This window comes from Dyadobacter sp. 22481 (assembly GCF_052044875.1).
In the GTDB taxonomy this organism is placed as follows: domain Bacteria; phylum Bacteroidota; class Bacteroidia; order Cytophagales; family Spirosomataceae; genus Dyadobacter; species Dyadobacter endophyticus.
Genome location: NZ_JBQENV010000004.1, coordinates 406208 through 429437, shown reverse-complemented (window position 1 = coordinate 429437; position 23230 = coordinate 406208). Strand labels below are relative to the sequence as shown.

Sequence of the window (23230 nt, the reverse complement as noted above, 5' to 3'; positions counted from 1 at the left end):
AGGATTAATAAAGTGAAAACGCATTTACTGGATAATAGAAACAAATAATTATAACTTTGCCAGAATCCTGTTTCCCATACGAAATATAACCAGCCAAAATGGTGGATAACGACAAAGCCGGCCACCTGCTTCTCGCATTGCAAAATGGGGATGCGGAAGCATTTACGACGGTTTACAAGGCCTATTGGTACGATATGTTCCTGGTTGCATATCGCAAGTTGCATAACAAGGAGGCGGCCGAGGAGATTGTGCAGGATATTTTTCTGCGTCTTTGGCGGGAACGGGATACCCTGCGTGTCGAAAATTTGAACTACTATCTTTTTTCCGCTGTCCGCTACGAGGTCATCGACTATATCCGCACCAAGGGCCGCACCTTCGAGTACGTTGATTACTACGGGTCATTCCACGATATTCAGGACTTAAATACTGAAAATCAGCTTGCACTGGACGATTTGCTGCGCGTGATCGACGAATGCCTGCACATCCTCCCCGAGAAAACGCGCGAAATTTTTCGCTTGCACAAGCTGGAATACTGGCCCATTTCCCGCATTGCTACCCGCTTCGGGCTGTCGGAGAAGGCGGTTGAATACCATCTTACCAAATCCGTGCGCCTGGTACGGACGCATTTGAAAGAGGTGATGGTCCTCCTCATGACTGCTGCCGGGTTGTTCTAGCCTGTTCCTCTCACCCTCCCCTTCCTCCATCCTCCCTTTCCTCCTTCCTCCCTTCTACCTGATTATCTTTTTCAAGGAACTTTCACCCCAAAAGGGCAGTTTAATTGCACTATTCAAATATTTTCTAAATCTATTTAGGGAATAGCGCTGTTTCTTCGGCTTATCATTCAAAGGCCTGATTTTATCCGATACACATCAATGAACAATAAGGAATGGCAGGCCCTGCTCCTGAAATACCGGGAAGGGCAATGTACCAAAGAGGAAATGCTGAAAATCCATTTGTGGTATGAAAGCCTCAATGCCGATGGGCTGGAAGTGCTCAACGACCAGGAAAAGCGCGAGATGGAGGAAAGAATGTTAGGCAGACTGGCCAATGAAACCCCCGTTGCAGAATTCGCTGAGCCGGGTATTGTCCGGACCTGGTGGAGCAGGGCGGCGGTGTACCTTTCAGCTGCTGCGGCCGTGCTGATCGTGGTTGGTTTCTGGGTATTCTTTGGAAATCGGGGAGCCAAGCAGGGAGTGATGCGGGAAAAAATGTTCGTACAGGCACCGGACGGCCGGCTGATTACCGAAGAGAACAACACGAATGTGCCGAAGCGGCTAACGCTCAGCGATCGAAGCACGGTTATCCTCGAACCGGGCGCCAGCATTGTTTTTCCGGCCACATTCTCGGGCGATAAGCGAACGGTACAGCTGTCGGGCAATGCATTCTTCGAAATAACCCGCAATCCCGACCAGCCTTTCCTCGTGTACAGCGGTAAAATTATTACCCGCGTACTCGGGACTAGTTTCAGAATTAAAACAAATACAAAGGATAAGGCGCTGGAAGTGGAAGTTGTGACCGGAAAAGTTTCCGTTTTTGAAAACCGGGAAGCATTCAGTGAAAGTGATTCGATCGATAATCAGGATAACGGCGTAGTGCTCACACCCAACCAGCGGGTCACCTATTTCTCCGAAAGCCGCCACCTCATGACCGGCCTGGTGCCGGAGCCGGTGAAAGCATCGCAGGCCGCACAGGAAATGAAAATGATTTTTAATGATGAAAAGCTGGAAAAAATAGCGGAAGCGTTGCAGGAAGCTTACGGGATCGAGATCGTTTTTGAGAACGACCGCATCGCGCATTGCAGCTTCACCGGCGACCTCAGTGACATGCAGCTTTACGACAAGCTGGCGCTCGTTTGCAAATCCAACGGTGCCGATTACGAAGTGAAAGGTACACGCATTCTGATCAACGGTCGCGGCTGCGACTGAGTTTTATCGAAACCTAAACCCTTAACTATGGCACTATAACTACCGTGTTACCCAAAAACAAAGAAACCGATAGTGTACCACCACTACCGGCTTCGAAAAATGCCCGCTTACAAGTCCTGGAAAGATGGTAAGCCGGCGGATGTCCTGTTTTTCACAAATAGAACCTTCAAAAATATGCAAAAAACCCAACAGTTAAAATGGTGTGCATCACTATGCATGGTCATGAAAATAACATTTGCCCAAATCCTTTTTGCAGTGGTTTTCACGACACTCACCCATGCAGCGAGCGAGGGGCGCGCGCAGGAAATCATGGAGAGAATGGTGACGATCCATGCACAAAATGCGGAACTGAGAAATGTCCTGCGTGACATCGAAGGGCAGGCCGACGTGAAGTTTGCGTACAGCCAGAAGAATATCCGCGCCGAGCGGACGATCGATGTTCATATCAACCGGCAGAAGCTGTCGACGGCGTTGAGTTCCCTGCTTGATCCGCTGCACATTGCCTATGAACTAACGGCAGGCCGTATTTTGCTGACGGCAGAAACGGGTGCTGTTACCGAGCCGCAACAGCCCGAAGCGACGGAAACTATTGTTAATCCAGCCGTCGCGCAAATCAAAGGGAAGGTGGTAGATGAAAACAATTCGGGCCTGCCCGGCGTGAGCGTGATCATCAAAGGGACTCAAAAAGGTACTACTACCGATCAGGAAGGTGCATTTGGCCTCGACGTGGCCGAACAGAATGCAGTGCTGGTTTTCAGTTTTGTAGGCTATAAACCCCAGGAGGTGACTATCGGCGGGCAGACGAATTTGTCGGTCGTAATGCAGCCGGATAACCAGGCGCTTGAAGAAGTGGTGGTGGTGGGTTACGGTTCGGTACGGAAGAGTGATCTGACGGGATCGGTGGCGAGTATTAAAGGCGACGCGATCCGCGAAATGCCGGTGACTTCGGTAGACCAGGCGATACAGTCGCGGGCGCCGGGCGTGCAGGTGACACAAACCTCGGGCGCGCCGGGTGGAGGGATTTCGATTCGTGTGCGTGGCGCCAACTCCATTAATAGCGGCAGCGAGCCGCTGTACGTGATCGACGGCTTTCCTATTTACCCCGACAATGGCGCATTGGGTACCAGCGGCAACCGCCAGCCTACCAATGCAATGGCGACCATTAATCCCAACGAAATCGAATCCATTGAAATACTGAAAGATGCTTCGGCGACCTCCATTTACGGTTCCCGCGGTGCGAATGGCGTGATCCTGATCACCACCAAACGCGGAAAAGAAGGCCAGAGCCGCGTGGACTACGACGGTTCGTACTCGTTCCAAACCATCGCACGCGAGGTGAAGGTCCTTAACGGCTCCGATTATGCCCGTTACATTAATATGCTGGAACGCAGCCAGGGAGGAAACCCGCGCTATACCGACGCGCAAATCTCGCAGATTGGAGCGGGTACCGACTGGTGGGACGTGATTTCACGCACTGGCGGGCTTTCCAATCACCAGCTATCGTTTACAGGCGGGAACAAGGGAATGCGCTATGCATTTGTAGGTAATTATCTGAATAACAAGGGGATTATCAAAAATACGGATTTCAACCGTTACGGTTTCCGGATGAACCTGGACAACGATTTCCTCAAAGGTAAGGCTACGCTCACAAATAGCTGGTCGTTCAACCGCTCGGGGAGCAGCAATGTGCCTACCGACCGCGGCGGACCGGGTGGCATTGTAATCTCCGCATTGGGCCTTGACCCGACCGGCCCGGTTTATGATCAGAACGGCGCGTACCAATATGCAAGTTACGATCAGCGCTTTCTCACCAACCCACTGGCAGAGGCCACCGAGGGCTATGACAAGGATTATACCAACCGCCTTTTCGGTACTTCGGCGCTGAGTGTGAACATCCTGGAAGGCCTGAAATTCCGCACCAGTCTAGGTCTCGACATTGTGAATGCACGCCGGACTACATTCTACAACAACTTCACTTACATCGGCCGCCAGAATGGCCGCGAGTTGCAGAAAGCGAACCGTAATTCGAATAATATCCTGAATGAGAACATTTTAACCTACAACAAAGAGGTTGCCAAAGGGCATTACCTCGACGTTACACTCGGCTATACCTATCAAAAGGAGATCAATTATTTCGAATCCAATGCTACCCGCGGACTTCCATCCGACGATATCGACGCGGTGAATATGCAAAATGGCAGCCGACCGTTGGTACCTAATTCCGGACGCATTGAATGGGAGCTGATGTCGATGCTGGGGCGGGTCAATTACAACTTCAAAGATCGCTACCTGCTTACTGTGACGCTTCGCCGTGACGGTTCTTCGAAATTCGGGCCGAATAACAAATGGGCGACTTTCCCTTCGGCCGCAATCGGCTGGCGCGTTGTGAATGAGGATTTTTTCAAAAATGCTGGTCTTGGCAAGGTGTTCGACGATTTCAAGATTCGTGCAAGCTATGGGCTTACCGGTAATTCGCAAATTCCGGTGTACCGCTCGGTTGCTGGCCTGGTACCTTATAATTATGTTTTCGGGGGAGTGCCGTCACTGGTTTCAGGCTATGCGCCTAACCGCATCCCGAACTCGGATTTGAAATGGGAAAGTACTTCGATGCTGAATGTCGGTCTCGATTTCGCATTGCTGAACAATCGTTTGAGCTTGACAATCGACGCATTTAAAAACAAAACCACGGACCTGCTGCTAGATGTTTCCATCCCGCAAAGCACCGGTTTCAGCACTATTATGCTTAACTCCGGCTCGCTGAGTAACAAGGGTCTCGAATTCTCGGCTAGTTATAAGTTGATCAGTACCAGTGCATTGGCCTGGGATGTGAGTGGCAATGTGTCCGTTTTGCGTAATAAAATCCTCGACCTCGGTATGAGTACGCCATTCTTTTCCAACAGTACCAGCGGTCACCTCGGCGTGCTGGGCAGCTGGGTACAGGGCGGCAATCCGATCGGCGTCTGGAGCGGGTATAACTACATTGGCTTGTTTCAATCCGACGAAGAAGGTAAAAGTTATTCAGCAAGAGCAGGTTACCCCAAATATGAGGACGTGAACGGCGACGGCAAATATACGACGGACGATTTCAAGATCATCGGCGACCCGAACCCGAAACTGACCTGGGGCTTCAACACCAGTTTGAAATACAAAGGCTTCGACCTTTCGGTGTTTTTCCGGGGCGTGCATGGCAACAAGATCCGCAACCTGCAACAATCCGAAATGGGTGACGGCGTGCAAAAGATCAATCAAATCGCCAATATCCTGACAGACTCGTGGACGCCGGAAAATCCGAATGCTCCCCGTCCGGTAATTGATGGCCGCCGCGATTTCATTTCGTTCCGCCGGTCGTCATTTTTCATCCAGGACGGCTCGTTCGTACGCCTTCAGAACCTCTCACTCGGGTACACACTCCCGATCAAGAGCGCCTACATCCGCAACGCGCGCGTGTATGTGAGCGGGCAGAACCTCTTTCTGATCACCAAATACAAAGGTTTCGACCCCGAAGTGAACAACCAGGGCCAGAACAACCTCAACCGCGGCGACGATTACGACGCTTACCCGCGGTCGCGCATGTTCACAGTGGGCGTTAATCTTGGTATTTAATATTTCAAATTGAAAATCAGTTTTTTATGAAAAAGTCATTTTTATATAAAATCAGATTGACGGGCCTTTCGGCATTGCTGTTTGCTGTTGCAGGCTGCTCGGATTTGAAGGAGAAACCCGATTTTATCAACCCTGACACCTTTTACAAAACGGCGACGGAACTCGCGCTGGGTGTGAATGCGGTTTACGACGATCTCAATTCGCAATACTCGGGCTACTTCTACGATCGTTATGTATTTGAATGTCTGATAGGTTACCAGGTAGGATGGGAGAAAGGGCCGCTGCAATACAACCTGGGCAATGTGAACCCGGCCGATGAATACATCGAGGCTTACTGGGGAATTTGCTACCGATCGATCAACCGGGCGAATGCGATCATCGAAACTGCCGAAGCTATGAAAGATCCTGCGAACGACGCTTTGATCAAACGGGTAAAAGGGGAAGCGCTGTTTTTGCGAGCGTTCTATTATTACAGCCTGATAAGCTATTTCGATAATGTGCCGCTGACGACCAAATCGACGCAGAATATTTCTGAGCTTCCGTCCAACAGCGGTGGAAAAGCGGCGGTGATCGGGCAAATTTATGCCGATACCAAAGCGGCGGCTGAATTGCTGCCGGCCAGCTATACCGGTGCGGATATTGGCCGTGCGACGAAATGGGCAGCGAAATCTATTTTGATGAAAACCCAGCTCTGGGATGAAAAATGGGCAGAAGCGAAGGCCACAGGAGAGGATATTATTAACAATAGTGGCATTACGCTGTTCGCCGATTTTTCCCACAATTTTGACCTTGCCCATGAAAACCAGGGCGAAAGGATCTTTGAAGCGCAGGTTTCGGCCACGGCCAACCCGAATGAGTTCAATGTGCATTCGATGCACTTCAATCCCGAGGATTTCCCAAGCGAACTGGGTGGATCGGGATGGAGCTGGCTGAGCGCCACCCAGGAATTCCGCGCGAGTTATGATCCCAAAGACAAGCGCATTGAGGGAACGTTCATCGAGAGCTATCCAACGGGCCGTTTTGGGAAGATCAACGGCACTTACCCGATCGTGCATTGGAGCGAAAAGGCGGATTATAACCTCTCGCGTTTCGGTGGCGTCGTGAAATCGGATGCGAACCCGAAGGACCCGGCGCAGATGATTTTCGGAAAAGCATGGGCGGCTAAGATCGTAGAGCTCGATAAAAGCAATGCGGCTACGGAGAAAAACACGATTTACATCCGCCTCGCCGACATTCTGCTGAGCCATTCCGAGGCCTGTAACGAAAGCGGGCAGGGCGATGCATTCGCGTCGATCAATAAGGTCCGCGCCCGCGCCGGTCTGGCGGCTTTAAAAGGCCTCAGTCAGGCGGCATTGCGTGATGCGATCATCCACGAGCGCATGCAGGAGTTTGTTTTTGAACAGGTAATGTACCCTGAGCTGCGCCGGAAAAGCAAGCTGGGCGGGCCGCAGGATTACCTCGGAAAGGAGATCAAACACTTTGCCGAAAAGTACAAGCTCGACCGCGCACCCAAGGAGCGTGATTATGTGCTGCCGCTGCCGCAAAAGGAGCTGCTGGGCAATCCGAATGTAAAGCAGAACGCCATTTGGCAGTAACGAAATGCCCCGTCGCTGACCGGATTTAGTGGGTAATTTTGTTTAAATTCAGTCTTTTAGTAATGAAAACAGCAGGATAAGCCAAGTGTGCTGCTTGTTCATTGGGTCGCGTCGCGACGGGGCGTTACGATTACATTTAGAGTTTTTCGCGGGATATTAATAGTTTTCGGAGTTTGTATAAACATTTTACTGCTTTGTATAAACAATTGTTTCGTATTGATAGACCTCTTGGTATTTTTGTAATTCTTAAAGAAATAATTATTTAAAATTAAATCAATGCAGACCAGATTTTTGATCGGTTTAGTGGTGGTGGCAGTACCGGTAATGTACTTTTCATGGGCTGGGTGGCAGAAGAAGGTGGATTACAATGCCGACGTCAAACCGATCCTCAACAAGCATTGCATGGGCTGCCATGGCGGCGTGAAAAAGGCCGGTGACGTGAGCTTCCTGTTCGAGCACGAAATGCTGGAACCAGGTAAATCGGGCAAAATACCCGTTGTGCGCGGCGATGCCCACGCCAGCGAGATGATCCGGCGTATTCTTTCTGATGATCCCGACGAGAAGATGCCCAAAAACGGCACGCCGCTCAACGATAAGGAAATCGGTATCCTGAAAGACTGGATCAACGAGGGCGCCGAATGGGAAACGCATTGGTCCTACAAAAAAATAGAAAGGCCGGATGTGCCTTCGCTGAACAGTTTCAGTAATCTGTTCGGCCTTCTAAATACCGGCGACAAAGCCTGGGCGAAAAATGAAATCGACCATTTCGTAGTAGCAAAGCTGAAAGAAAAGGGGCTGTCAACTTCCCCGGAGGCTGATCGCGCCACTTTGCTAAGGCGGGTGAGCCTGGATATTACCGGTTTGCCGCCAACCGAAAAGGAAGTGCTGGATTTCGAAAATGACAAATCGACCGATGCTTACGAAAAAGTGGTCGACAGACTGCTCAAATCTCCGGCCTACGGGGAAAGGTGGACCTCGATGTGGATGGACCTGGCGCGCTATGCCGATACCAAAGGTTATGAAAGCGATGGCGGCCGCACGATGTGGCGTTACCGCGATTATGTCGTAAAATCTTTCAACGAGGATAAGCCTTTCGACCGTTTTACGATCGAACAGCTGGCCGGCGATCTGCTGCCTGAAAAGAGAGACGGTTTTCCGCAGGAAGAAAACATGATAGCCACTGGTTTTCACCGGAATACGATGACTAACAATGAAGGCGGAACCGACGACGAAGAGTTTCGTAATGCCGCATTGATCGACCGTGTGAATACAACCTGGGAGGTTTGGCAGGGTACTACATTTGGTTGCATTCAATGTCACAGCCACCCGTACGATCCGATTCCGCATGAAGATTATTACAAATATGCCGCGTTTTTTAACAACTCCCGTGACGAAGATGTGTGGGATGAATGGCCAAAATTAAGGCTGTACAAGGGCGAAGACTCGGCCCGGGTGGAGCGTGTCAAAGGCTGGATTAATAAATACAAACCGGAGGAACTCGAAGCCAAAGTGAAGTTCATGAAGGTAATGGAGCCGAAGATCAATGCACATAACTTTGTGAAGGGCGACCAGTCTACCGTCCTGCAGATCTCCTACTATGGTGTAAAAGACAAAGGCAATGCACGAATTCCGCAGGTTAACCTAACCGGTGTGGATAATGTGTTGATGAATGTTTCGACCAAAGCTGAAAACGCGGTATTGACATTACATCTGGATAAACTCGATGGGCCCGTACTGTCGACGATCAAGGTCCCGACCCGCGATACTGTCATCATTGCTCCGGTAAATCAGGCAACCGGGAAGCATGACATTTACTTATCATTAAATAGTCCGAAAGCTCCCACCGAATGGCTTCGTATTACCTGGGTATCTTTTCAAAAAGGAATACCAGGTGCAGGTCAGCCTGGTTATGAGCAAATTGTCTCTGATTATGCCACAGTACTGACCCGGCCAGTAGAAGGGATGCCTGTAATCTGGGAGGGAAAAGATGATTTTGCGAGAAAAACCAATGTTTTCGTGCGCGGCAACTGGATGGTCAAAGGAGCGGAAGTAAAGCCGGATGTCCCCAAGCTGCTGGCTCCGATGCCGAAAGAATATTCCCGCGACCGTCTCGGCCTGGCCAAATGGATTGTGAGCCGTGACAATGCGCTGACTGGAAGAGTGATTGTAAACCGTTTCTGGGAACAGCTTTTTGGTAAGGGGATCGTGGAAACGGTGGAAGATTTCGGATCGCAGGGCGCGGAGCCGAGCCATCCGGAACTATTGGACTGGCTGGCAGCGGATTTTATCGAAACCGATCACTGGAGTGTCAAAAAACTGCTGAAAACCATTGTGATGTCGGCTACCTACCGGCAGAGTTCGAAAACGGATCATGATAAACTCGAAAAAGACCCTTACAATGTCTATATCTCACGTGGCCCTCGGGTAAGGCTGAGCGCAGAACAGGTGCGCGATCAGGCACTTGCATGCAGCGGATTGATTTCAAACAAAATGTACGGCCCGGGCGTAATGCCTCCTCAGCCCGATAAGATTTGGCAATCGCCGTATAGCGGTGAGAAATGGGTATTGAGCGAAGGTGAAGACCGGTACAGAAGAGGTGTTTACACGTATTGGAAACGCACCGCACCGTATCCGTCGATGGTCACATTTGACGCGCCCAGCCGTGAATTTTGTCAATCCAGAAGGATATTGACTAATACACCTTTGCAGGCGCTGGTGATTTTAAATGATCCGGTGTACCTGGAAGCGGCCGAAAAACTGGCTACTAAAATGCAGAAAAGAGGGAAAACGCCGGAGCAGCAATTGGCCGAGGGATACCGAATGCTGACATTTCAGACCATTGAAAAAAAGAACCTGAATGTACTGGTGAAGGTATACAAGGATGCGCTGGACGTTTATCGGAAAAAACCGGTCGACGCTGACAGCATTCTGGCATACGGCAAGGAAAGATCGCCCGAACTGGCCGCCCTCACCGTATCAGCCAACGTAATGCTAAACCTGGACAACGTAGTAACAAAAGAATAACCCCCAACCCCAGGCTTCAGCCTGGGGCTAGAGAGCAAAACAAATGGAAAAGCTACTGAAAGAACTTCAATATGCAGACCTGCACCGGCAAACCCGCAGGCACTTTCTGCAGTCGGCAGGATTTGGGTTGGGCGCGTTGGGGCTGGGTTCTTTGCTGGGTTCTTGCGGCGCTTCCAATGCCGGAACGAATGTGTCCGGAAATGCAGCCGCAGCCAAAATCCCGCAGTTTGCCCCGAAGGCCAAACGCGTAATTTACATTCATATGGCCGGTGCGCCTTCGCAACTGGAATTGTTCGACTATAAACCAGAACTGGTGAAATACCACGGTCAGGATTGTCCGGCCGAGTTTCTGGAAGGGAAAAAATTCGCATTCATCCAGGGAGTGCCCAAAATGTTGGGCCCGCAGGGAAAATTTGCGCAGTATGGCCAGTCGGGCGCGTGGATGTCTGACTATGTTCCTTATTTGCAGACAGTTGCCGATGAGATCACATTTCTGAAAGCAATGCATACGGACCAGTTTAATCACGCACCTGCGCAGCTGCTGATGCATACGGGAAGCGCGCGGCTGGGGCGGCCGAGTCTGGGAGCCTGGTCGGTATATGGGCTGGGATCTGAAAATCAGAATTTGCCGGGTTTCATTGTATTGGCGTCGGGAGGGCAACAGCCTGATGCCGGAAAGAGCGTCTACGGAAGCGGCTTTCTGCCTTCGGTATACCAGGGTGTGCAATGCCGTACAGGCGGCGATCCCGTTTTGTATGTGAGCGACCCAAGCGGCATGAACCGCGATATGCGCAAGCAGACCATTGAGGCGATCAATGAAATAAACCGCCAGACTTACGAAGATGTAAAAGACCCCGAGATATTGACCCGCATCAGCCAGTACGAAATGGCTTTCCGGATGCAAATGTCGGTTCCCGAGGTGATGGATGTTTCGAAAGAACCTCAGTTTATATTGGATATGTATGGTGTGAAACCAGGAGAGGGCACTTTTGCAATGAACTGTCTTCTGGCAAGAAAACTAGTCGAGAATGATGTGCGTTTTGTGCAGTTATTCGACTGGGGCTGGGATGGGCATGGGACATCGAAAGACCATAATGTGGAAGGTGGTTTGCGCCAGAAATGCCGGGAATCGGATCAGCCGATTGCCGCATTGATCAAGGATTTGAAAATGCGCGGGCTTTTAGAAGAAACGCTCATCATTTGGGGAGCGGAATTCGGAAGGACTCCCATGCAGGAAAACAGGAATGGATTGGTTATGCCATTCATGGGCCGCGATCATCATTTGGACGCATTCACGATGTGGATGGCCGGTGGCGGTGTGAAACAAGGTTACAGCCATGGCGAAACCGACGAACTGGGCTATTACGGCGCGAAAGACCGGGTACACGTTCATGATTTGCAGGCCACGATCCTGCATTTAATGGGTTTTGACCATGAGAAATTCACCTATCCTTTCCAGGGCAGGAATTTCAGGCTGACGGACACCGAAGGCAAAGTAGTAAAACAGGTGATCGCATAAATAGCAGCATTTAATCCAAATTATGGCGCAGGAAACAGTTAAGGCATTCCGGATGCAGCTCAAACCCGGATTTGAAGCGGAATACAAAAAGAGGCACGACGAAATATGGCCGGAACTGAGCCAGCTTTTAAAGGAAGCCGGAGTTACCGAGTACTATATTTTTCTCGATGAGGCAACGCTCGCGCTTTTCGCATTTCAAAAACTTGGCGAGAACGATACTACCGCCAGCCTTCCTGCTCTTCCCATTATGAAAAGATGGTGGGACTATATGGCCGACATTATGGACGTGAACTCTGACAATTCCCCGGTGGCCATTCCGTGCCCGGAGGTTTTCAGATTGTAACGCATTGAAATTTAAATACATCCTAATCCCTAAATATTGATTTCCGGTATGCTCATTCCTCTTCTTCAGGCATCACCCTGGGCGCTTTTTATCGGGCGTTTCCACCCGGTACTGGTGCATTTACCTATTGGTTTTCTGTTGATTGCAGCCCTTATTGAGATTGGTCGTAGAACCGGCAAGATTTCGGTGAGTGAATCAACTGTGGTTTTTGTGCTGTTTTGGTCTGCCGTGAGCGCCACTTTTGCCTGCATTGCAGGGTACCTGCTGTCGTTAGGAGGCGGTTATGACGAAGATTTGCTGGGCGCGCATATGTGGAAAGGCATCGGCGTGGCCGTATTTGCCTGGGTTGCATGGATTGTAAAATCGGAAAGACTTGCCGGGAAAATCACTTTTGGCAAAGCTGTTTATCTACCCGCATTCGCTGTGGCCGTCGTATTGACCATGACAGCAGGCCACGACGGGGGCTCGCTCACCCATGGCGACGGCTACCTCACCCAATACACGCCCGAGCCGTTCCGCAGCCTTGCCGGGATGGATCCTATTCAGGAAAAAGCCAAGGAAATCAAGCCTATTACCGATGTGCAGCAGGCTGTTGTTTATAAGGATATTGTACAGCCGATCCTCGAAGCACGTTGTACGCAATGCCATAACGCAAGCAAGAAAAAAGGAGATTTGCGTATGGACGAGCTGGCATTGCTCATGAAAGGAGGAGAAAACGGCCCGGTCCTGGTACCTGGGAAAGGTGCCGAAAGTGATATGATTAAACGCTGCCTGCTAGACGAGAGCGACGATAACCATATGCCTCCCAAAGGCAAACCGCAGCTAAGTACCGAGCAAATCGCGTTGCTCTCCTGGTGGATCGATCAGGGAGCTCCTGTTGATAAAAAGGTGGCAGAACTTACCGTGTCCGATCAGGTAAAACCGGCTCTGGCATCCTTGGGCGGCGGTTCGGCAACTGGCGGCGCGGGTAGCGCAAAGCAAAAAGAATCTGCGATAGCCACGTTGAAAGTTTCACCGGCGAAAGAAGCCGATATCCAGGCAATGCGCGAGGCGGGACTGATCGTCAATACATTATCGCAAGACCAGAACCTGATAGAAGTAAGTGCTGTAAATGCGCCGAAATTCAGCGACAAGGACATCGCGTTGCTTTTGCCCGTCGCTGAACAGATAACCTGGCTGAAACTGGGCGGTACCCAAATCACCGACAGCGGATTGAAAGAAATTGCTAAACTGAAAAACCTTACGAAACTTCACCTGGAACACACTGGTGTAACCGACCAGGGCATTGCGCAGATCAAAAGTTTGCCGCATCTGGAGTACCTGAATGTGATCGACACCAAAATTGGCGACGCAGGATTGAAAAATATCGCGACGATAAAAGGCTTGCGTTCGATTTACGTGTGGCAATCGGCTGTAACGGATAGCGCCGTGGCCCAAACCGCCCGCCAAAACAAAGGCTTGCAGATCGTGAACGGTTTTAGCGCGGCCGAAGTTGCGCAATTCCTGAAAGCGGGGGACAGTACGGTAACCAAGCCGGTAGCGACGACGAAAAAATAGCATAGGAAATGAACCGTAGAAATTTTATTGGCTCCGCTGCGGCTGCCGCGGGCGCTCTAACCACGTTCGAAACCATCGCGGATGCGAACAAAGCTGCTGTGCAGTTTGAAAATAAATTATCATTGAAGGTCCTCGGGACCAACTGGGGCTATCAGGGTACTACCGACCAATTTTGTGCGGCCGTCAAAAAAGAAGGTTACGACGGGATTGAAATGTGGTGGCAGGGCTCGAAAGACAAGCAGAAGGAGCTGTTTGACGCATTGACAAAGCACAACCTCGAAGTAGGCTTTCTTTGCGGATCGGGCGAGCGGGATTACAAAACGCATTTGAATGCATTCAAATCGCAGATCGATGCGGCTACGACACAATGGCCCGTGAAACCGCTTTATATCAATTGTCATAGCGGCCGCGACCATTTTACTTACGAGCAAAACAAGGCATTTATAGACCATACCACCGAGGCTTCGACCAAAAGCGGCATCCCTATTTACCATGAAACCCACCGCGGACGGATGCTCTTTGCGGCGCATATAGCTCGTAATTTCATAGAGAAAAATCCCGCTTTGCGGCTAACGCTCGATATTTCGCACTGGTGCAATGTGCATGAAAGCCTTTTGCAGGACCAAGAAGAAACCATTCAGCTGGCGCTCGCACGTGTGGGTCACATACACTCGCGTGTAGGCCATGAGGAGGGCCCGCAGGTGAACGACCCCCGTGCGCCGGAATGGGAGGCGGCTGTGAAAGCCCATTTAGCGTGGTGGGACAAAGTGGTGGAATACAAGGTTAAAAGCAAAGAAACACTGACCGTGCTGACCGAATTCGGACCGCCGAATTACCAGCCGACGGTGCCCTTTACTCACCAGCCACTCTCGGATCAGTGGGGTATTAATGTGCATATGATGCATTTGTTAAGAAAGCGTTATTTGAAATAAAACACTACTGAAAGGCTGGACTTGCACGTCCATTTTTCTCTAACTTGCAGTGTTTTAAATCAACGACTCTATGAAAAACACACACTTCCTGCTGGCCCGGGAAGAATCCGATGTCCGTAAAACGTTTCTGGGCGCATTTGTAGCCCATATTGATGGAGGCACAGCGACTTCCGTCAAAGATTTCCACGAGGCGATTTCTACCGCCATGCATTTCCCCGATTATTCAGGCAAAAACCTGGACGCGCTCGACGAAATGCTCAACGATCTCGAGTGGATCGATGAAAAGAAGGTAATCATTTACATCGACCGTTCCGCGGAATGGCTGTCGAAGGAAAAATCGGAAGATAAACTACTGACGATCATCGATATTTTCGACGCTACCGCCGAAGACTGGAAATGGCTCGACGAGGAAGAGGAAGGCGTTGCCAAGAAAGAATTGCAGATCGTTTTCCAGGATTCGCCACGCATCCGCACATTGCTCGAAGATCAGGAAATTCCGTTCGATACGCTCGACTGACGAACAACGTCTTTCCGCCACTGCACATACCCGATCACAGCGAGCACGAGAAACACTGCGTACAAAATCGCAGTCAGATGCAGGTCTTTGTAGAAATACACAACTACATATGCCGCATCGGCGACGATCCAGATAATCCAGTTTTCGAGGTATTTGCGGGCCATCATCCATTGGCCGATCAGGCTGGCGATCGTGAGAGCGGAATCGGCGTAAGTCAGGCTGGCGTTGGTGAACCGGCCTAGCAGAAAGCCCCAGGAGAGAGTTACCGCGATAAAAATCAATCCGAAAACCGGGTAGAGCTTCGCGGGCGTATGGGTAACGCGCACGCCGTCGTGGTTTTGTCCGCCGAATTTCCACATCCACCAGCCGTAGATGCTCGTCAGGAAGTAATAGCCCTGCAAACCCATATCGGCGTATAACCTTACCTGCCAGAAAACCACTCCGTAAAGTACCGCATTGATAATTCCGAAAAACCAGCCGAGCACATTCTGGCGGGTGTTGAGATAAACGCAGATAGCTCCGGTGATGAAGCCCAGGATTTCCAGCACTGTCGTGGGTAGGCCTGCCAGAGAAACGGGTTGATTGAGCCAGTCGATCATAAGGGAGTAATGGTGTGAAAGGTAAAAATAAAATGATATTCCGGATTTTCGAGCTGGGGCATTTCGGACTATTTTTGCAATTCGAACAGCGTAGCAACAAAACTGGTACGACTGTTGTTATAAATGCTGGCCGGTCGGGAAATTCCCCGAAACGGCTTTTTGCGTTTACATTTCACTGCGGCGAAGGCCGCTAAGCATTTGATATAATTGGAAGTTAAAGACTTATTAACACTATACGGAGGCGATAGCTACCTGGATGTGCTGAGCACGCAGATCACCTCCAAAGACGCTGAGGCGGCGCACGTGCAGATCAAGGGATTGGTAGGAAGCCTCGATGCAGTAGTTGCGGCTTCTTTGCAGCATAAAAAGAAATCGCCGGCAGTATACATCCTCAGTGACCGTGAGGAAGCAGCCTATTTTCAGAACGACCTGCAAAACCTGCTGGGCTCTACCGAGGTACTTTTTTATCCTACGTCCTATAAGAGGCCTTACCACTACGAAGAAGTAGACAATGCCAATGTGCTTATGCGCGGCGAGATCCTGAACAAGCTCAGCGCGGGGCGCAGCACTCCGGTACAGATCGTCACCTATCCCGAGGCATTGTTCGAGAAAGTGATCAACAAACGTTCGCTAAAGGCAAATACCTTTTCGGTTAAAGTAGGAGAAAAACTCGATCCTGCATTTCTGACTGAGTTTCTGAACAGCTATGGCTTCGAGATCACCGATTTTGTGTTTGAAGCTGGCCAGTTTTCGGTGCGCGGAGGTATTCTCGATGTATTTTCCTTCGCTAACGAGCACCCGTTCCGGATCGAGCTTTTCGGGGATGAAGTGGAGAGCATCCGCTCCTTCGACCCGGATACGCAGCTTTCGCTCGAAAGTGCGAAGCAGATCAATATCGTGCCGGACATCCAACAGAAGCTCTCGCACGAAACGCGTGAATCTTTCCTGAGTTTCTTCGCCGATGAAACCGCTATTTGGTTTAAAGATGCGGAACTGACATTGGAAATGATTGAAAAGTGCTTTGAAAAGGCTGAAAAGGCACTGGAAGAAGTAACCGGCGGCGGTGTGCAGATCGTTTCGAACCCCCAGGAGCTTTTCGAAACACGGCGGGGCTTCCTGAATCAGGTCAAAAAATTTAAAACGGTCGAGTTTGGGAAGAAATCCTATTTCAAAACTGAATTGAAGCTGCCTTATTCTTCGAAACCGCAGCCTTCATTTAATAAGGATTTCAAAAGGCTTTTGGATGATTTGTCTGACAATCAGAACAAAGGTTACGTCAATATCATCGTCGCCGAGCAGCCCAAGCAGCTCGACAGGTTGGAAAGAATCTTCGAAGACCTCGATCCGTTCGTGAAGTTCAGGCCGATGCATATTTCACTTCGGGAAGGTTTTGTGGACGATAACCTGAAAGTGGCTTGCTATACCGATCACCAGATTTTCGCCCGTTTTCATAAATACCGGTTAAAGGAGAAGTTCAGCAAATCCAAGGCTATGACCTTGAAAGAGCTGAAATCATTACAGGTAGGCGATTTTGTGACGCACGTCGATTATGGCATTGGCCGTTTTGCCGGAATGGAGCGCAAAGATGTGAATGGCAAGGAGCAGGAAGCGGTGCGGCTGATTTACCGTGACAATGATTTGCTGTATGTCAGCGTGCATAACCTGCACAAAATCGCCAAATATACCGGTAAGGAAGGAACTCCACCGGCTATGAGTAAGCTGGGTTCGGGTGAATGGGAGGCTAAAAAGTCGAAGGTTAAAAAGCAGCTGAAAGACATTGCGCACGAGTTGATCGCACTATATGCCAAACGCCGTCAGGCACCCGGATTTCCATTCTCAAAAGACAATTACCTGCAAGTGGAGCTGGAATCGTCCTTTCTATATGAAGATACGCCCGACCAGGCTACGGCTACGGCCAATGTGAAGGATGATATGGAGAAAGGCCACCCAATGGATAGGCTGGTGTGTGGTGATGTGGGTTTTGGTAAAACCGAAATCGCGATTCGTGCTGCGTTCAAGGCGGTTTGTGATAGCAAGCAAGTGGCGGTACTTGTGCCTACGACCATCCTGGCCATGCAGCACTTCAAGACATTCAGCGACCGCCTTGCCGATTTTCCTGCAAAAGTGGGTTATATCAACCGTTTCAAATCCGCGAAAGAGATCAAGGATACATTGAAGCAGGCCGAGGAGGGTAAGATCGATATTCTGATCGGTACGCACCGGATTTTGAATAAAGATGTGAAATTCAAGGACCTGGGCCTGCTGGTTGTCGATGAGGAGCAGAAGTTCGGGGTAAAAGCGAAAGACCGCTTGAAAGAAATGCGCGTGAATGTGGACGTGCTTACACTTACCGCAACGCCTATCCCGCGTACACTGCATTTCTCGCTGATGGGCGCCCGTGATCTTTCGGTGATCGCGACCCCGCCGCCGAACCGCCAGCCGGTTACGACGGAAGTGCATACATTCAGTGAGGAGTTTATCCGTGATGCGATCAGCTTCGAAGTGCAGCGGGGCGGTCAGGTTTTCTTTGTCCACAACCGCGTGAATGACATTGAATCGATCGCAAATATCATCCTGCGCCTCGTGCCCGACGTGCACATAGGCGTCGCGCATGGGCAAATGGAAGGCGACAAGCTGGAAAAGGTGATGTTGAACTTCATCGACGGCGAGTACGACGTCCTTGTTTCGACCAATATCATCGAATCGGGGATCGATATTGCCAATGCAAACACCATTATTATCAACTCCGCCCATATGTTCGGGCTCTCGGACCTGCACCAGATGCGTGGCCGCGTAGGGCGTTCGAACAGAAAGGCATTCTGCTACCTGCTCACGCCCTCGGTATCGACGCTGGCCAGCGATTCGCGCAAACGTTTACAGACCCTGGAAGAGTTTTCCGACCTTGGCGACGGGTTCAAGGTAGCCATGCGTGACCTCGACATCCGTGGCGCGGGTAATCTGCTGGGTGCCGAGCAAAGCGGTTTTGTGAATGACCTGGGATATGAATTGTACCACAAAATGCTCGACGAGGCTGTTCAGGAACTGAAAAGCAACGAGTTTAAGGACCTGTTCGACGGGGTATTCAGCCTGCCGAAAAAACTGGTGCCGGACACGCAGATTGAAACCGATTTTGCGACTTTGATACCGGATGATTACGTAAAGAATATTTCTGAGAGACTATCGTTATATACCCGCCTCGACAATATTGAAACTGAGGAAGAATTAGGAAAATTTGAAAAGGAAATTCTCGACCGTTTCGGGCCGGTGCCGCATGAAGTGCAGGATTTATTAAAAACGGTCCGTTTGCGCTGGGAAGCAGAGGCCTTGCAGTTGGAAAAACTGACCTTGAAAAGCAATACGATGAAAGGCTACTTCGTTACTTCGCAGAATGACGAATTCTTTCAGTCGGCGAAGTTCGGACAGGTGATCGATTACATTAAGAAACACCCCAAACAAATTTCGCTTAAAGATCAGAAAGGCAAGCTGATACTGATTTGCGACGACGTCAAAAGCATTGATCAGGCACGTCAGGTGCTCATGGAAATGACGCAGTAGCAAGCAGGCCTCCGTTACCTGATAATTGATTTTTAAAAATAATATCGATTGATTTCATACATTTGCGGTTTCGCATACTATAAAATACCAAACACTTAAGTCACTTTAAAGCAATGATTTGCATGCAAAAGATGGGTACCCGGTCGATCGCGCTGATTCTGATTGTGTTATTAGCGGCAACTGCGTGTAGTAAAAAGAAGCCAACCAGCTTGAAGCCTGGCAAGACCAGCTCCAAAACAGGCTTGGCTTACAACGGAAAAGACGGGTTTGAAGTAAAGCAATACAAAGCTTTGCCAGCCGGTCCTGACCTTGTGTACATTGAAGGTGGCCGTTTTACGATGGGTTCGCTGGAAGAGGATGTGATGGCGCGGCGGGACAACCCGAAGAGAACCGTTAGTATCCAGTCGTTCTACATGGACCAGACGGAAGTGGCGAACGTCCACTACCTCGAATACTTGAATGCGATTCAGAGAGATTCTTCGGAAGAGTTTTACGCAAAGGCGCTTCCCGATACAAACGTTTGGTATAACGAACTGTCATTCAACGACTCTTACGTAACCATGTACCTGCGTCACCCAGGCTTCCGCTTATACCCTGTGGTAGGCGTTTCATGGGTTCAGGCTAACGACTACTGCGCATGGCGTACCGCTGCTGTAAGCCAGGCCAACAATCAGAAAGGCGCCGCCGCCGCAAGTGGTGGTAAGAAGAAAAGAGGATTCTCTTTCGGCAAGAAGAAAAAAGCAGAAGGCGAAGCTGTTGCAGCTGCTGACGCTCCCGCGCCACAACTACGCATCGAAAGCGGTTACGTAATGCCTCCATACCGCCTTCCGACAGAAGCCGAGTTCGAATATGCGGCTATGGCAATGATCGGAACGCAATATTCGGACGAAAATCAGGCCAACTCGAGAATTTATCCATGGGATGGTTCTACTATGCGCCAGCCACGGGGTCGTAAGCAGGGAACAATGCTTGCGAACTTCAAACGCGGTCCTGGTGACTATGCGGGTATTGCAGGTAAATCTAATGACGGTGCGATCATCACACAAGAAATTCGTTCGTATCCGGCAAACGACAACGGTCTTTATGACATGGCCGGTAACGTGAGCGAATGGGTTTATGACGTGTACCGTCCGCTTTCCAATTCTGATGTAAACGACTTGAACTCGTTCCGTCGCGACGGTTATCAGGATGAAGCCAAAAACTACGATACCAAGAACAGCAACTCGATGGTTGACGATAAGCTGAGAGTTTATAAAGGTGGTTCATGGTCTGACGTTGCTTACTGGTTGTCGCCAGGAACACGCCGCTACATGGATCAGGACTCTGCTACTGCAATGGTAGGTTTTCGCTGCGCGATGATCGCAACCGGAACTCACAAAGAGTAATGCATTGAATAATATCAATCGAAAAGCCGCTGTTCTCCGAATGGCGGCTTTTTGATGTTAATGCTGTGCCAATGCGATGGTCAGAATGTAAAAACGCTTGCACCCGGTGGAAAGGAGTGTTCTGGCACATTCTTCGAGTGTAGCGCCGGTGGTAAGAACATCATCGATCAGGATTGCGCTTTGCGGGTAAAAACCTTGTTTGACGGCAAATACCCCTTGCACATTCTCCCGTCTTTCCAGTTTGCTTTTGCCGGTCTGCGTTGCCGTGTATTTAACCCGTTCCAGCATTGCCCCGGACCATGGGATATTTGTAGCGCTGGAAAAGCCTTCGGCGAGCAGATCGCTTTGATTATAGCCTCGTTGCTTCCGCTTTTTAGGATGAAGCGGAATGCTCAAGATGATTTCGGCTTCCGGTAAATGTCCTGATGCCTTCAACTCCTGACCAAACATCTGCCCTAGCAATATCCCTACGTCCTTGTTGCCTTTGTATTTCAATGCATGCAAGAGCTTTTGCACTTTACTTCTTTTTGTGAATAATAGAAATGAATGCGTAGCGTGCACTTCCGGAAGGTTCACAAACTTGAATTGGAGCGACTCGCTATTCAGACCGGCGGAACCGATGCGCGGCAGCGTAATGCGGCAAAGCGTACAAATAGTGGCTTCATTGCCTTGCAGTATCTGGTCGCAGCTCTCGCAGCAGCGCGGAAAAAGCAGATCGGCGAAATCTCTGAGAAGTTGTTTCAGGTTCATTTTTGTGTGATTCAATGAGTGAATTTCAACCTGTCTGAATACCTTTGCACGACATCAATCAATCGCCGCCGCCCATGACAACGCTGATCTTAAATGCCCAGGTAGTAAATGAAAACCAGGTTCAGTATTTAGACGTAATAATTGAAAATGGTCACATTAAAAAAATCGAACGGGACTTACAGCATGTGCAAGCGGACAGAATAATTGATGCAAAGGGGCTTTTTCTAATGCCGGGTGTGATCGACGACCAGGTACACTTCCGCGAGCCGGGACTTACGCATAAGGCGAATATTCATACAGAATCGAAAGCGGCTGTTGCCGGCGGGGTTACTTCATTCATGGAAATGCCTAACACCGTCCCCAATACACTGACTCAGCAGTTGCTGGAAGACAAATACCAGATCGGCGCCAACACGTCCCTTGCCAATTACTCTTTCTTCATGGGTGCGTCGAACGACAACTATGATGAAGTGATGCGTACCGACCCTACCCAAGTGTGCGGTATCAAGATATTCATGGGCTCCTCAACGGGAAATATGCTAGTAGATGCGCCCGAAGTGCTCGAAAGACTCTTTGCGAATGCACCTTGCATAATCGCGACGCATTGCGAAGACGAGCCGACCGTGAAGGCCAGAATGGCATTCTTCAAAGAGAAGTATGGCGATAATGTGCCTTACGATATTCATGCATTGATCCGGAACGAAGAGGCTTGCCTGAAATCTTCCACTTTTGCGAGCTCGCTTGCCCATAAGCATGGTACGCGCCTGCATATCCTGCATATTTCTACCGGCGACGAGGTGCATTTATTCGAACCAGGAACCCGCAAAAATGGCAAAATACTACTCGCGAACGGCCAACCGAAGCTCGTGACTGCCGAGGCCTGCGTTCACCATCTGTGGTTCGATGCGGAAGACTACCGGACATTAGGCAACGAAATCAAGTGTAATCCGGCCATTAAGGCGCCGCATCATAAAGAAGCGATCCTGCAAGCGGTGCTGGATAACCGTATTGATGTGATCGCAACGGATCATGCGCCGCACACGATCGAAGAAAAGGCGCAGCATTACTGGCAAGCGCCGTCAGGCTTGCCGCTGGTACAGCATACCTTGAACGTAATGCTCGAACTAAGCAAGGCAGGAAAAATTTCTATCGATCGTGTTGCCGAGAAAATGAGTCACGCCGTGGCCGATCTTTTCAATATCAAAGACCGCGGCTACATTCGCGAAGGATATTGGGCAGATCTGATCCTCGTCGATCCAAATGCGACGACACAGGTCGATCCTTCGACCATTTACGCTAAATGCGGCTGGTCGCCGTTTAACGGCACGGAGTTTCATTCACGCATTACCCATACATTCGTGTCGGGGCACCTGGCTTACGAGAACGGGAAGTTTGATGAAACGGTGAGAGGAAAGCGGTTAGCTTTTAGCCGTTAGGTAATCGTAATAATTCTGGATCACGTTCAGATCGGCCTCCGTCCAGTCGAGGCTGGGCAGGTCCTCAGGGTCGAGCCAGAGGATTTGCTCATGCTCCGTGAGGATAAAATCCGTTGTATTCACCTTGCAGATGAAGGGTACCAGCACGATTTCGCGCCAACCCTGGTCTTTGGAGGTTTCGGGAAGTTTATCGATAATCTGAACGGCCACATTGAGTTCTTCCATGATCTCACGGAAGAGAGCCTGCTCGTCTGTTTCGCCTTTTTCGAGTTTTCCGCCGGGAAATTCCCATTGAAGGGGGAAGGACAATGCCGCGCTACGCTGTCCGGCGAGTACTTTTCCATTATGTTCAATCACCGCACAAGGCACTCTCACCACTAACTTTTCGGAAACCAGTACTTCGATCATAGGAGGCGGTTACGCTAATTCACCGCAAAATTACTATTTCTAAACTTAACTTGTATGTGATTGTTAGAACTTCTTAAAAAGT

The 23230-nt window shown here is 50.0% G+C and carries 16 protein-coding genes; 13 read left to right on the top strand and 3 right to left on the bottom strand.

Features of this window, described 5'->3' with window-relative positions; all coding sequences use genetic code 11:
* Window positions 1-98: 98 nt before the first annotated feature.
* From ACTJJJ_RS27860 to ACTJJJ_RS27815, 10 genes are all read left to right on the top strand, one after another.
* Window positions 99-674 (top strand): RNA polymerase sigma factor, encoded by a 576-nt coding sequence (locus ACTJJJ_RS27860; protein WP_440703665.1) that lies wholly within the window; start codon window positions 99-101, stop codon window positions 672-674.
* 198 nt (window positions 675-872) lie between these two features.
* The gene (locus ACTJJJ_RS27855; RefSeq protein WP_440703664.1) at window positions 873-1925 is read left to right on the top strand and encodes a FecR family protein; all 1053 of its coding nucleotides are present in this window, start codon (window positions 873-875) and stop codon (window positions 1923-1925) included.
* Window positions 1926-2147: 222 nt separating this feature from the next.
* A complete protein-coding gene (locus ACTJJJ_RS27850; RefSeq protein WP_440703663.1) occupies window positions 2148-5528 on the top strand; it encodes a SusC/RagA family TonB-linked outer membrane protein in 3381 nt (1126 codons plus the stop codon).
* A 26-nt stretch (window positions 5529-5554) separates the two neighbouring features.
* Window positions 5555-7123 (top strand): RagB/SusD family nutrient uptake outer membrane protein, encoded by a 1569-nt coding sequence (locus ACTJJJ_RS27845; RefSeq protein WP_440703662.1) that lies wholly within the window; start codon window positions 5555-5557, stop codon window positions 7121-7123.
* A 276-nt stretch (window positions 7124-7399) separates the two neighbouring features.
* Complete coding sequence (locus ACTJJJ_RS27840) at window positions 7400-10147, top strand: DUF1553 domain-containing protein (protein WP_440703661.1); 2748 nt, start codon at window positions 7400-7402, stop codon at window positions 10145-10147.
* A gap of 43 nt (window positions 10148-10190) precedes the next feature.
* Entirely contained in the window at window positions 10191-11666 is a 1476-nt protein-coding gene (locus tag ACTJJJ_RS27835) for a DUF1501 domain-containing protein (protein ID WP_188938732.1), read from the top strand.
* A gap of 22 nt (window positions 11667-11688) precedes the next feature.
* Window positions 11689-12009 carry an L-rhamnose mutarotase gene (gene rhaM / locus ACTJJJ_RS27830; protein ID WP_426292377.1) on the top strand — a complete coding sequence of 107 codons (321 nt, stop codon included), beginning with the start codon at window positions 11689-11691 and terminating at the stop codon, window positions 12007-12009.
* Between the two features lie 48 nt (window positions 12010-12057).
* Window positions 12058-13566: a c-type cytochrome domain-containing protein gene (locus ACTJJJ_RS27825; protein WP_440703660.1), complete on the top strand. Its 1509-nt coding sequence runs from the start codon at window positions 12058-12060 to the stop codon at window positions 13564-13566.
* 8 nt (window positions 13567-13574) lie between these two features.
* Window positions 13575-14498 (top strand): sugar phosphate isomerase/epimerase family protein, encoded by a 924-nt coding sequence (locus ACTJJJ_RS27820; RefSeq protein WP_440703659.1) that lies wholly within the window; start codon window positions 13575-13577, stop codon window positions 14496-14498.
* A gap of 70 nt (window positions 14499-14568) precedes the next feature.
* On the top strand, window positions 14569-15015 hold the full coding sequence (locus ACTJJJ_RS27815; RefSeq protein ID WP_188938728.1) for a barstar family protein: 447 nt from the start codon (window positions 14569-14571) through the stop codon (window positions 15013-15015).
* On the opposite strand, the gene pnuC is transcribed toward ACTJJJ_RS27815, so the two are convergent.
* The gene (gene pnuC / locus ACTJJJ_RS27810; protein WP_440703658.1) at window positions 14985-15614 is read right to left on the bottom strand and encodes a nicotinamide riboside transporter PnuC; all 630 of its coding nucleotides are present in this window, start codon (window positions 15612-15614) and stop codon (window positions 14985-14987) included. The genes ACTJJJ_RS27815 and pnuC overlap by 31 nt on opposite strands.
* Window positions 15615-15821: 207 nt before the next feature.
* Here pnuC and mfd point away from each other — a divergent pair, with 207 nt between their 5' ends.
* A complete protein-coding gene (gene mfd / locus ACTJJJ_RS27805; RefSeq protein ID WP_440703657.1) occupies window positions 15822-19169 on the top strand; it encodes a transcription-repair coupling factor in 3348 nt (1115 codons plus the stop codon).
* A 131-nt stretch (window positions 19170-19300) separates the two neighbouring features.
* Entirely contained in the window at window positions 19301-20554 is a 1254-nt protein-coding gene (locus ACTJJJ_RS27800; protein ID WP_426295885.1) for an SUMF1/EgtB/PvdO family nonheme iron enzyme, read from the top strand.
* Window positions 20555-20611: 57 nt separating this feature from the next.
* Here the strand turns inward: ACTJJJ_RS27800 and ACTJJJ_RS27795 are convergent, their stop codons facing one another.
* The gene (locus ACTJJJ_RS27795) at window positions 20612-21304 is read right to left on the bottom strand and encodes a ComF family protein (RefSeq protein ID WP_440703656.1); all 693 of its coding nucleotides are present in this window, start codon (window positions 21302-21304) and stop codon (window positions 20612-20614) included.
* Window positions 21305-21378: 74 nt separating this feature from the next.
* On the opposite strand from ACTJJJ_RS27795, the gene ACTJJJ_RS27790 reads away from it, so the two are divergent.
* Window positions 21379-22740: a dihydroorotase gene (locus tag ACTJJJ_RS27790; protein ID WP_440703655.1), complete on the top strand. Its 1362-nt coding sequence runs from the start codon at window positions 21379-21381 to the stop codon at window positions 22738-22740.
* Here ACTJJJ_RS27790 and ACTJJJ_RS27785 read toward each other — a convergent pair.
* Window positions 22723-23148, bottom strand: coding sequence for a (deoxy)nucleoside triphosphate pyrophosphohydrolase (locus ACTJJJ_RS27785; protein WP_188938722.1), 426 nt, complete (start codon window positions 23146-23148; stop codon window positions 22723-22725). The genes ACTJJJ_RS27790 and ACTJJJ_RS27785 overlap by 18 nt on opposite strands.
* Between the last annotated feature and the right edge of the window lie 82 nt (window positions 23149-23230).